Here is a 10,423-nt window from a genome sequence, read left to right as displayed (position 1 = left end):
GCGTCCTCGCCTTCGGGCTGGTGCTCGCGCTGGTCGGGCTCACCGTCGGGGTCTGGCCGATCGCGGTGTGCTTCGCCTCGATGGCCGGGGCGCTGCCGGTGCTGCTCGTGCGGCGGCGCGCCCGCAAGCGGCGGGCCCGGCTGCGCGACCTGTGGCCCGACGCCGTCGACAACATCACCTCCGCCGTCCGCGCCGGGATGGCGCTGCCCGAGGCGCTGGCACAGCTCGGCGAGCGCGGCCCCGAGGAGCTGCGCGAGCCGTTCCGGCGGTTCGGCGACGACTACCGCCTCACCGGCCGCTTCTCCGACTGCCTCGACCGGCTCAAGGCCCGGCTCAGCGACCCGGTGGCCGACCGGCTCGTCGAGAGCCTGCGGATCGCCCGGGAGGTGGGCGGCAGCGACCTCGGCCGGCTGCTGCGCACCCTCTCGGGTTTCCTGCGCGAGGACGCCCGGACCCGCGCCGAGCTCGAGACCCGCCAGTCGTGGACGGTCAACGCCGCCCGCCTGGCGGTCGCCGCCCCGTGGGTGGTGCTGGCGATGCTGTCCGGCAACCCGGAGTCCGTCGGTGCCTACTCCAGTGCGCTCGGGGCGATGGTGCTCGCCGTCGGCGCCGCCGTCACCGGGGTCGCGTACTGGTTGATGATGCGGATCGGGCGGCTGCCCGAGGACGAGCGGGTGCTGCGATGACCGGCCTCGTGCGCGAGGGCGCGTTCGTCGGGATGCTCGCCGGCGTCGGCCTGCTCCTCATCTGGCGAGGGCTGCCCCGCAACCGGCGCCCCGGGCTCGCCGACCGCGTGCTGCCCTACCTGCGGGACACCCCGCGCCCGTCGCGGCTGCTCGACGACGGCCCGGGGACGTCGGGGGTCCTGGCCGTCGTCGCGGCGCCACTGGTGCGTGACCTCGCAGCGGGCGTCGAACGGGTCCTCGGCGGCTCCGCCTCGGTCCGCAGCCGCCAGCTGCGGGCCGGGTCACCGCCGGACGTCGACCGCTTCCGGGCCGAGCAGGTGCTCTGGGGCGTGCTCGGCGCGGTCCTCGGCGCCGCCGTCGGGACGCTGCTCGCGGTGACGCGGGGCAGCTCGTTCGTCCCCGTCGTCATCCTCACCGTGCTCGGCTTCGGGCTCGGGGTCACCTCGGCCGACTACCTGCTGACGGTGCGCGCCACCCGGCGGGAGCGGCGGATGCTCGCCGAGTTCCCGACCATCGCCGAGCTCCTCGCGCTCGCGGTCGGCGCCGGGGAGGGCGCGGTGGGCGCGCTGGAGCGGGTGTGCCGCCTCTCGCACGGCGAGCTCGCCACCGAGCTCGGCCGCTGCCTGGCCGACGCGCGCGCCGGGGCCAGCCTGCCGGTCGCCCTGCACGGACTGGCCGACCGCACGGGGCTGCCCGGCCTGCGCCGGTTCGTCGACGGCGTCGTCGTCGCCGTCGAGCGCGGCACGCCGCTCGCCGAGGTGCTGCGCGCCCAGGCCCAGGACGTCCGTGAGGAGGGCCGGCGCTCCCTCATGGAGGCCGGCGGCCGCAAGGAGATCGCCATGATGGTCCCGGTCGTCTTCCTCATCCTGCCCGTGACGGTGCTGTTCGCCGTCTTCCCCGGCTTCGCCTTCTTCCGCTTCACCCTCTGAGCCCACTCGATGGAAGGAAGACCCATGACCGCACTCCGACGCCCGACCGCTCGCCGGGCCGAACGCGGCGACGTCCCGGGCTGGGTGCTCATCACCCTGATGACCGCCGCCCTCGTCGCCGCGCTCTGGACCGTCGCCGAGAACCAGCTCGTCGCCCTCTTCCAGGAGGCGCTCGCGTCGGTCCGCGGCTGAGCGCCGTGCCGTCCGTGGTCGAGGAGGGGCACATGGGTCGCGGGTCACCCGTGCGGCACGGGGAGCGCGGTGCCGCGGCGGTCGACTTCTCCATGGTCTCGGTGCTGCTGCTCGCCGTGTTCCTCGCCGTCGTCCAGATGGGACTGGCGCTGCACGTGCGCAACACCCTGGTCTCGTGCGCCGCGGAGGGCGCCCGTGCCGGAGCCCGTGCCGACGCCGTGCCCGGTGCCGCCGTCGCCCGCACCCAGGAGCTCGTGGGCGCCTCGCTCTCGACCCGCTACGCGCGGTCGGTCAGCGTCCGCGAGAACGTGGTCGGGGGAGTGCGGGTCGTCGAGGTCCGGGTCGTCGCCCCCGTGCCGGTGCTCGGGCTGCTCGGGCCGGCCGACACCCTCGACGTCACCGGCCGCGCCTTCGCGGAGTCGCAGTGACCGGCTACGGACGCCCCGCCCGGCGGGACGAGCAGGGGAGCGCCGTCGTCGAGTTCGTCACCCTCGGCGTCCTCCTGCTCCTGCCACTGGTCTACCTCGTGATGACGCTGGCCCGGGTGCAGGCCGGGTCCTTCGCCGTCAGCCAGGCCGCCCGCGAGGCCGGCCGGGCCTTCGTCACCGCCCCGTCCGGGTCCGACGCGTCCGGCCGCGCCCGGGCCGCGGCGAGCGTCGCGTTCGGTGACTTCCGCTTCGAGGACGTCGGCCGCCTCGACCTGGCCTGCGACGGCTCGCCGTGCCTGCGACCCGACGGCCGCGTCCGGGCCACCGCCACCGTCCGGGTACCGCTGCCCCTCGTCCCGACCTTCCTCGACGGGGCGCTGCCCACGAGCATCCCGGTCTCGGCAAGTCACATCGAGACCGTCGACCGCTTCCGGACCCTGCCGTGACGCGCCCCGGCCCGGGCACGGCCCGTCAGGACGAGCGGGGGACCATCAGCATCTACATCCTCGGGCTCGTCGTCATCGCGATGATGCTCGTCGCCGGGACGGTCGCCGTGACCTCGGCGCACCTGTCCCGGATGCGGCTCCTCGACGCCGCCGACGGTGCTGCCCTCTCGGCCGCCAACGCGCTCGACGACGCGGCGTACTCCGGCGGGGTAGGCGACTCGGTGCCCCTCAGCGACGCCTCGGTGCGTGAGCGCGCGGCGTCCTACCTCGGCAGCAGCGAACGGCCGCCGTCGATCCTGCGCTGGGGCCTCGCCCCCGGGACCGGCAGCCCCGACGGGCGCACCGCCGTCGTCGCCGTCACCGGTGAGGCGCGGCTGCCCCTCGTCGGCGGCTGGCTGCGAGACCTCGGGGGCAGCGTGACCATCCACGTCGTCTCCCGCGCCCGCTCCGACGTCCTCGTCCCGTGACCGTTTCGCCGAGGACGCCGCCCGTCGGGCCGGTCGCGAGCCCGGCGGTCTGCCGCAGGTCGGCCGGCGGACCGCGACCAGGAAGGCCGCGAAGGATCAGCCGATGCGCTTCAGCGTGAAGCTCGTGAAGCCGACCCACGAGCGGCAGGTGGCACGGGTGGCCGCGCCGCTTCCGTAGATGGTGCACGAGGACTCGACCCGCACGTCCACCTGCTGCCCGGCCTCCACCGTCACCTCGCCGCTGCCCGACAGGGTGCCGTCGACGGGCAGGTCGACGCCGGTGCCCAGGTCGACGTCGGCCGCGACCACGCGGCCGCGGTCGCCGAACAGGCCCGGGTCGACGTAGCTCTCGGCGTGCACGGTCGTGTCCGACGGGTCGCGCCCGGGGCGGTAGCCGCTCACGTGGTAGCGCGCCCGCCACGAGTACGCGTAGGTGCCGGCGGCCGGCACGGTGAGCGAGCGGACCGTCGCCCCGCGGGCGTAGGCGAACGAGTCGCCGGTCTGCCCGGCGTCGACGGTGGCCCGGGCGTCGCCGAAGAACCCGCGGTACCCGGCGATGCTGCGTACGATCCGGGCCGAGGCCGTGCCGGTGACCCCGTCGCTGGCCGTGCTGCCCGAGTCCCGCATGGCCCCGAGCACGTCGACCCGCGCGCCGCCGGGGGTGTCGGCCGTCGCGCCGGTGCCCCCGCCCGCCTCGGTCCCGTCCCCGCTGTCGGCACCCCCGGTCCCCGTCCCGGGGGGCCCCGCCGTGACCGAGCCGGACGGCGAGGGGCTGCCACCCGGTGACGCCGACGGGCCCGTCGTCGGGCCGGCCGACGGCGACGCCGTCGAGGGGGAGGCCCCCGGCGAGGACGCGACGGTCCCGGACCCCGAGGCGGAGGGCGCCGGCTCGGGGTCGTCGCTGCACGCGGCGAGCAGGCCGAAGGACAGCACGGCGACCACGCCGACGACGCGCGCTGCGGGCACTGCTCCACCTCCCTGCCGTGGTGACCCGACGAGCCTACGTCCGCGCCCGGGGGCGCGTCCGTCGTTCCACGGGCGAGCGCCCGCAGTCCCCGCCGGCCGCGCCGCCGACCCCGCGCCGCACCGGCCGGGGGCCCGTCCCGGCTCGCGTAGGCTGACCCCTCGTGGCCACCGACTTCACCCAGGAGATCAAGGACCTGCGCGCGACGATGTCGACGGTCCGGGAGGTCACCGACCTCGCCGAGCTCGAGCAGCGGATCCACGACTACGAGCAGCAGGCCGCCGACCCCACGCTCTGGGACGACCAGGAGCGCGCCCAGCAGGTGACGAGCGGGCTCTCGCGGGCCAAGGCCGAGTACGAGCGCGTCACCGGGATGGACCAGCGCGTCGAGGACCTCGAGGTGCTCGTCGAGATGGGCCAGGAGGAGGACGACGCCGACACGATGGCCGAGGCCGAGCGTGAGCTCGTCTCCCTCAAGAAGGCCGTCGCGAACCTCGAGGTCCGCACCCTGCTCTCCGGCGACTACGACGAGCGCGCGGCGGTCGTGACCATCCGCGCCGGGGCCGGCGGCGTCGACGCCGCCGACTTCGCCGAGATGCTCCTGCGGATGTACCTGCGCTGGGCCGAGCGGCACGGCTACCCCACGAACGTCATGGACACGAGCTACGCCGAGGAGGCCGGGCTGAAGTCCGCGACCTTCGAGGTCGACGTCCCCTACGCCTACGGCAACCTCTCGGTCGAGGGCGGCACCCACCGGCTCGTGCGGATCAGCCCCTTCGACAACGCCGGCCGCCGGCAGACGAGCTTCGCCGCCGTCGAGGTCGTCCCGCTCATCGAGGGCACCGACTCCATCGAGATCCCGGAGAACGACCTCAAGGTCGACGTCTTCCGCTCCAGCGGGCCGGGTGGCCAGTCGGTCAACACGACCGACTCCGCGGTGCGGATGACCCATATCCCCACCGGCACCGTCGTCTCGATGCAGAACGAGAAGAGCCAGATCCAGAACCGCGCCGCCGCGCTGCGCGTCATGCAGTCCCGGCTCCTCCTCATCAAGCGGGCCGAGGAGGCCGCCGAGCGCAAGGAGCTGGCCGGCGACATCAAGGCCAGCTGGGGCGACCAGATGCGCTCCTACGTGCTGCAGCCCTATCAGATGGTGAAGGACCTGCGCACCGAGCACGAGGTCGGCAACCCCGACAAGGTGTTCGACGGTGACATCGACGACTTCATCGAGGCCGGCATCCGGTGGCGCAAGGCCCAGGAGAAGGCCGACGCCCAGGCCTGAGCCCGTGCCGCAGAACCCCACCGGCCCCGACGGGCCCGCCGCCGCGCCCACGACGTGGGCCGCCTGGCGGGGGCCGCTGCTGGACGCCGTGCTCACCCTGCGCGACGACGAGGGCCTCACCGTCGAGGCGCCGCAGCGGTACGGGCGGATGGCCCGGCCGGTCGGCACGACGCTGTTCAGCCGGCTCGCCGGGGCCCGCAAGCGCCGGGTCGTCCCCGCCGTCCGGCTGCACCGGGTCGAGGACCACCTGCGCGGGTACTGGACCGGCGCGGAGGCCCACGGCGGGCCCTTCCCCTGGACCGACGACGAGACCGCCGCCGCGCAGGCCCTGGGCTGGCACCGCCCGACGGTGACCGACGGCGAGGACTTCGTGAAGTTCTGGCCGGACGACGTGCCGCAGGGTCCCTACCTGCCGCTGGACGACGCCCGCCGCGCCACCGAGGTCGTCGAGCGCACCTTCCGCGAGGTCCTCGGCGTCACCGACGAGCCCGGGGAGGACGGCGAGCCGCCGGAGCTGCCGGCGGTCGTGCGCGACGACGCCTGAGCGGCCGGCGCCGGTGCGGCGTCGGGCGGTCAGCGTGCGTCAGCGCACCCACTGGCCGTACGGGCCCTGGGCCCCGGCCAGGCCGGCGTACCGCTCCGCGGCGGCGTCCGGCACCGCGGTCGTCCCGCCGAGGACGACCTGGTAGTCCACGCCCTGCCGCACGCCCGTGACGTAGGCGGCGGTGGGGTCCAGGGCCGCCCTGCTGTTCGCGAGGACGATCGGCTGTCCCCACCGGGCGGTGAGAGCGCCGGCGGAGGCCGCGTCCGGCCAGTTGCGCCCGTCGACGACGGTGAGGACGTCGACGGCGGGGAAGAAGCGCTCGGCGACGGCGACGGCGGTGAGGTAGCGGTTCGCCCCGCTCACGCCGCGGGCGCGCTGGTCCCCGGCGAGGGCGGCCACGCTCGACCCGCCGACGGCGTACACCGTCGCCTGCGGCCCGAGCTCCTGGAGGTAGGCCCGGGTGACGTAGGGCAGGGTCCCGCCGTCGCTCAGCAGCACCGGGGCGCCGGAGGCGAAGGCGGCGGGACCGGCCACGAGGGCGTCGGCGAAGGCCCGGCCCGAGGTGACGAACGCCGTGGCCGGGGCCGAGCCGCGCAGGCGGGCCTCCTCCCGGGCCACCTCGACGGCGACGGTGAAGCGGTTGGCGCCCGTGATGCGCTCGACGACGAGGCCCTCGTCGCGCAGCCGGGTCTCGACCGCCGGGGCGACCGCCGCCGGACCGCCGACGATGTAGACCGTGCCCCGCGGGTCCAGCGCGCGGCGGATCTCGGCGAGGACGGTGTCCGGCAGCCGGGTGGTCGGGGTGAGCAGGCTGGACCCGTCGAGCTGGGCGGCGAGCGGCCCGCCGGTCAGCGCGTCCGGCTGGGCCTGGGCCCCGGTGACGACGACCCCCCGCGCGGTGCCGGCCGGCACGAAGCGGCGGCTCGTGGCCACGGCGACGTCGACCCGGTTCGCGCCGGCCATCCGCATCGACGGCACGGCCGCCGCGCCCGCGACGAAGGTGAGGGTGCGCGGCAGCCCCCGGGAGGCCGGCCACGTCGCCGCGAGGACGTCGGTGTCCGAGGCCGAGAACCGGCTGTCGGCGCCGGCGAGGAGGACGCGCACCTCGAAGGCGGAGCACTCGTCGCCGGCCGGTCCGGTGGCGACGAGGTAGGCGAGTCGGGTGCGGGACTCGTCGAAGGCGGGTGCGGCGACGTCGCAGGTGGCGCCGATGGCGCCGAGCGCGACCGGCGGGCCCCACGTCGCCTCGCGGCCGGCGCGGGTGACGAGGACGAGCCGGCGCTCGCTCGTGCCCGGGACGGTGCCGGCGAAGGCGAGGAGCTCGGTGGGGTCGTCGGCGTAGACCGAGGAGGTGGCGGCCATGGCGCTCGTGGGCCGCCCCGGTGCCCAGGCGGAGAGGCCGAGGTCGGTGGTCGCGACCGCCGCGGCGCGCACGCCGCGGACCCCGGGGACGGGCACGGCGGCGACGTCGGTGCCACTGGCGGTGGTGCGCAGGCCGTAGGCGACGTCGCCCCAGGTGCTCACCGAGGTGGGCTCGACGTCGGCGGGGACGTCCAGCACCGAGCGCTCGCCGGGGGACGTGAGGCTCTGCAGCTCCCAGACGCCCGGGGACGGTTGGTGCAGGCGGGCGTCGCCGGCGGGGGTCCACAATTGCGGGCCGACTCCGGGGTCGAGCGCGACGGGGTCGGCGGCGGCCTCGACCTGCCGCAGCTCGGCCGAGCGACGACCGCCGCCCGCCGGCGCGCCCCGGGTCAGCAGCGACTCCCCGGAGGGCGAGGCGACGGCGAGGGTCAGCGGGCTGCCGGTCAGCGGCGGGTCGGCGGAGACCGTGCCGTCCGGCCGCAGCGCCGCGGTGACGCTCGTGCCCTCGGCCGAGGTGACGACGAGCCGCGGGTCGGTGCCGGGGAAGGCGCGGGTGCCGCCGCCGGCCGGGACCCCGCCGGCCGCGAAGGCCCGGCGCAGGGCCACCCGCCGGTCGGCCAGGGTCATCGGCCCGCCGCCGCGCGGGCCGTCCGGACCGATGGTGGCGACGCCCGATGCGGCCGCGGCCGTGGAGGGCGGGACCGCGGCCGCGGGCACGGCGACGGTCCCCGCCGTCAGGGCGGCGACGGCGAGGACGAGCAGGGCGCTGCGGTGCATGCGGAGGTGTCCTGGAGGGGTGGGCCGGGCGTGGGGCAGGGTCGGGACGCGGGGGCGCCGGGACCATGGTGCCCCGGAACGACGGCGGCCGTCCGGAGAACCGGACGGCCGCCGTGCCCTCGGTGTCGGCTACGGCTGCGTGTCGAGGCCGTAGTACGACGTCTGGCGCCCGGCGGCGCTGGCCGCCGCGGCGTAGGCGTCGGCCGGCACCGCGGTGGTGCCGCCGAACGCGATGAGGGCGTCGGCCGAGGCGCGGGTCTGGAAGAGCCGCTCCTCCGTCGGTGCCGGCAGCGTGTCGCGGCCGTTGGTGAGCAGGACCGGCTCGAGGAAGCCGGCCATGAGCGCCCCGCCCGAGGCCGCGTCGGGCCAGTTGCGGCCGTCGGCGATGCCCCCGATGTAGGACCACGGGAAGAAGGTCTGGGCCACGTTGGCCGCGACGATGTACCGGTTGTCCCCCGAGACCGGGACGGCGCGCGGGTCCTGGCTCAGGGCCTCCGCGCCCAGCCCGCCGATGCCGTAGAGGTCGGCGTCCGAGGACAGCGAGCCGAGGTAGTCCTTGACGACGTCGGGCAGGACCGGTCCGTTCGAGAGCAGGACCGGGGCGTCGTTGAGGGCGGCCGGCGGGCCGGCCACGAGGGCGTCGGGGAAGGCCGAGCCGCCGGCGACGAAGGCCGCGTCCGGGAGCCGGCCGCGGATGGCGTCGAGCTTCTGGGCCACCTTGACGGCGACCGCGTACCGGTTCGGGCCCTCGATGCGGATCGGGGTGTACCCGGCGTCGCGGACGTCGAACCAGACCTGGGAGGACACCGCGGTGGTGCCGCCGAGGATGTAGACGTCCGAGCCCTTGGGCACGCCGTAGTTCAGCGCCTCGAGGGCGGCCGGGTGCAGCGACGCGGAGCCGGTGAGGAGCACCGGCCCGCCGAGCCGGGCCGCCAGCGGGCCGCCGGTGAGGGCGTCGGGGAAGTTGTTGCCGCTCGTGATGACCGCGGTCGCCGCCCCGCCGGCGTCCCAGAAGCCCATCGTGTTGGCGGCCGTGGCGTACCGGTTCGGGCCGTCGACCCGCACCCGGTAGGCGCGCGGGTTGTTCGCGACCCAGGACAGCGAGGTCGGCGCCGTGGCGGTGGTACCGGCGGTGGTGAAGAGGAGCTTGCTGGTGGAGCCGGCCGCGAAGCGGCCGTCGGCCCCGGCCGTCACGACGCGGACCTCGGGGTTGGTGCAGTCCGCGTTCGGCGAGCGGACGTACGCCAGCCGGGTGCCGTCCGGGGAGAACGCCGGCGCCGCGACGTCACAGTCGTACCCGGCGCCGATGACGTCGACGACGTCGACGCCGTAGCCGCCGTTGGTGCGCACCGGGCCACCCTGGTGGTCGACGAAGAGGTGGCGGGTGCCGGCGGGCGTGCTGGCGGACGCACCGACGAAGGCGATGTAGGTCAGGGCGGTGTCGTCGTAGACGCTCCCGCCGGGCGCCTGGGCGATGGCCGGTGCGCCGGGGTCGTACCCGGCGAGGCCGAGTGAGGGCACCGTGTAGTCGGCGGCCAGCGCCGCCCCGGAGAAGGGCGCGTTGACCCCGGCGAGGTCGTGCCCGCCGGCGGTGGGCACCCGCACGACCACCTGCATCCCGTAGGGCGACACGACCGGGTCGGTGGCCCCGGCCGGCACGTCGATGGGCTCGACGGCCGCGGGGTTGGTGAACTGGAGGACGTACCGGCCGTCGGTGTGCCGGACGAAGCCGTCGCCGAGGGGTCCCCAGGCGATGGGCTCGTCGGTGGACGGGTAGGTCACCGCGTGGTTGCCGTAGGTGGACTCGGTGACGGTCGCGCCGTCGGAGGTCCGGGTGTAGGCGATGGCGTCGCCGGCCGGCCCGGCGGCCGCGTGGGTCCGCGTGGTCGTGCGCCGGGCGCCTTGCGGGTTGTAGGCGCCGTCGAGGGTGACGGTCGTCGTGCCGCCCGCGTCGGAGACGAGCAGCTGGGTCGGGGCGCCGATCCCGCGGGTGGGGATGTCGGCCGACGCGAGCGACGGACCCGTGGTGGCCTTGCCGCCGAGCAGCCGACCCTGCTGCGGGCCGATGTGGCGGCCGGGGGAGGTCGGGGCGGCGGCGCGGGCGGCGCCGGCGCCGGGGGAGGGCTGGGCGGCGGCCGGGCCGGCGACGGCGGCGGCCGGGACGCAGACCGCGGCGACGACGCCGAGGACGAGGGAGGGACGGAGGCGTGCCACGGGGAGGGGTCCTTTCTGGCGGGCGGGGCCCGGACCGGGGTCCTCCCCGAGACGCTCGACCCCTCCGGGACACCCGCGCGGAGCGCCCCGGACGCAGGCAGGGTAGCGGCCGGGGTCGACGGGGCCGAGGAC

Annotated in this window: 11 protein-coding genes; 8 read left to right on the top strand and 3 right to left on the bottom strand. The window is 76.5% G+C overall.

Annotation, left to right across the window (positions count from 1 at the left end):
* From EPD83_RS14390 to EPD83_RS14365, 6 genes are all read left to right on the top strand, one after another.
* Positions 1–686, top strand: a 686-nt coding sequence (locus tag EPD83_RS14390; RefSeq protein ID WP_165566752.1) for a type II secretion system F family protein, incomplete at its 5' end; no start/stop codon positions are given.
* Complete coding sequence (locus EPD83_RS14385; protein WP_165566751.1) at positions 683–1,615, top strand: type II secretion system F family protein; 933 nt, start codon at positions 683–685, stop codon at positions 1,613–1,615. The genes EPD83_RS14390 and EPD83_RS14385, both read left to right, overlap by 4 nt.
* Positions 1,616–1,639: 24 nt before the next feature.
* On the top strand, positions 1,640–1,807 hold the full coding sequence (locus EPD83_RS14380) for a hypothetical protein (protein ID WP_205859542.1): 168 nt from the start codon (positions 1,640–1,642) through the stop codon (positions 1,805–1,807).
* A gap of 32 nt (positions 1,808–1,839) precedes the next feature.
* A complete protein-coding gene (locus tag EPD83_RS14375; RefSeq protein WP_128368152.1) occupies positions 1,840–2,235 on the top strand; it encodes a TadE family protein in 396 nt (131 codons plus the stop codon).
* Positions 2,232–2,681, top strand: a complete 450-nt coding sequence (locus EPD83_RS14370) for a pilus assembly protein (RefSeq protein ID WP_128368151.1) — start codon at positions 2,232–2,234, stop codon at positions 2,679–2,681. The genes EPD83_RS14375 and EPD83_RS14370 overlap by 4 nt, the downstream gene beginning before the upstream one ends.
* Complete coding sequence (locus tag EPD83_RS14365) at positions 2,678–3,148, top strand: pilus assembly protein TadG-related protein (RefSeq protein WP_235950618.1); 471 nt, start codon at positions 2,678–2,680, stop codon at positions 3,146–3,148. The genes EPD83_RS14370 and EPD83_RS14365 overlap by 4 nt, the downstream gene beginning before the upstream one ends.
* A 96-nt stretch (positions 3,149–3,244) precedes the next feature.
* On the opposite strand, the gene EPD83_RS14360 is transcribed toward EPD83_RS14365, so the two are convergent.
* Complete coding sequence (locus tag EPD83_RS14360) at positions 3,245–4,114, bottom strand: hypothetical protein (protein WP_128368150.1); 870 nt, start codon at positions 4,112–4,114, stop codon at positions 3,245–3,247.
* 161 nt (positions 4,115–4,275) lie between these two features.
* Between EPD83_RS14360 and prfB the strand changes: the two genes are divergently transcribed.
* Together prfB and EPD83_RS14350 are read left to right on the top strand one after the other, a co-directional pair.
* Positions 4,276–5,394 carry a peptide chain release factor 2 gene (gene prfB, locus EPD83_RS14355; protein WP_128367764.1) on the top strand — a complete coding sequence of 373 codons (1,119 nt, stop codon included), beginning with the start codon at positions 4,276–4,278 and terminating at the stop codon, positions 5,392–5,394.
* A 4-nt stretch (positions 5,395–5,398) separates the two neighbouring features.
* A complete protein-coding gene (locus EPD83_RS14350; RefSeq protein WP_128367763.1) occupies positions 5,399–5,938 on the top strand; it encodes a TY-Chap domain-containing protein in 540 nt (179 codons plus the stop codon).
* A 39-nt stretch (positions 5,939–5,977) separates the two neighbouring features.
* Here EPD83_RS14350 and EPD83_RS14345 read toward each other — a convergent pair whose 3' ends face one another.
* Both EPD83_RS14345 and EPD83_RS14340 read right to left on the bottom strand, forming a co-directional pair.
* Entirely contained in the window at positions 5,978–8,077 is a 2,100-nt protein-coding gene (locus EPD83_RS14345; RefSeq protein WP_128367762.1) for a cell wall-binding repeat-containing protein, read from the bottom strand.
* A 129-nt stretch (positions 8,078–8,206) separates the two neighbouring features.
* Complete coding sequence (locus tag EPD83_RS14340) at positions 8,207–10,291, bottom strand: cell wall-binding repeat-containing protein (RefSeq protein WP_165566750.1); 2,085 nt, start codon at positions 10,289–10,291, stop codon at positions 8,207–8,209.
* Positions 10,292–10,423: the final 132 nt, after the last annotated feature.

It is taken from the genome of Phycicoccus flavus (assembly GCF_004025965.2).
Lineage (GTDB): Bacteria > Actinomycetota > Actinomycetes > Actinomycetales > Dermatophilaceae > Phycicoccus > Phycicoccus flavus.
Note: the sequence above shows the minus strand (reverse complement) of the source record. Positions and strands in the feature narration are given on the sequence as shown.

Coding starts and splice junctions, on each gene's coding strand:
- EPD83_RS14385 (WP_165566751.1), top strand. CDS start 683: ATGACCGGCCTCGTGCGCGAGGGCGCGTTCGTCGGGATGCTCGCCGGC.
- EPD83_RS14380 (WP_205859542.1), top strand. CDS start 1,640: ATGACCGCACTCCGACGCCCGACCGCTCGCCGGGCCGAACGCGGCGAC.
- EPD83_RS14375 (WP_128368152.1), top strand. CDS start 1,840: ATGGGTCGCGGGTCACCCGTGCGGCACGGGGAGCGCGGTGCCGCGGCG.
- EPD83_RS14345 (WP_128367762.1), bottom strand. CDS start 8,077: ATGCACCGCAGCGCCCTGCTCGTCCTCGCCGTCGCCGCCCTGACGGCG.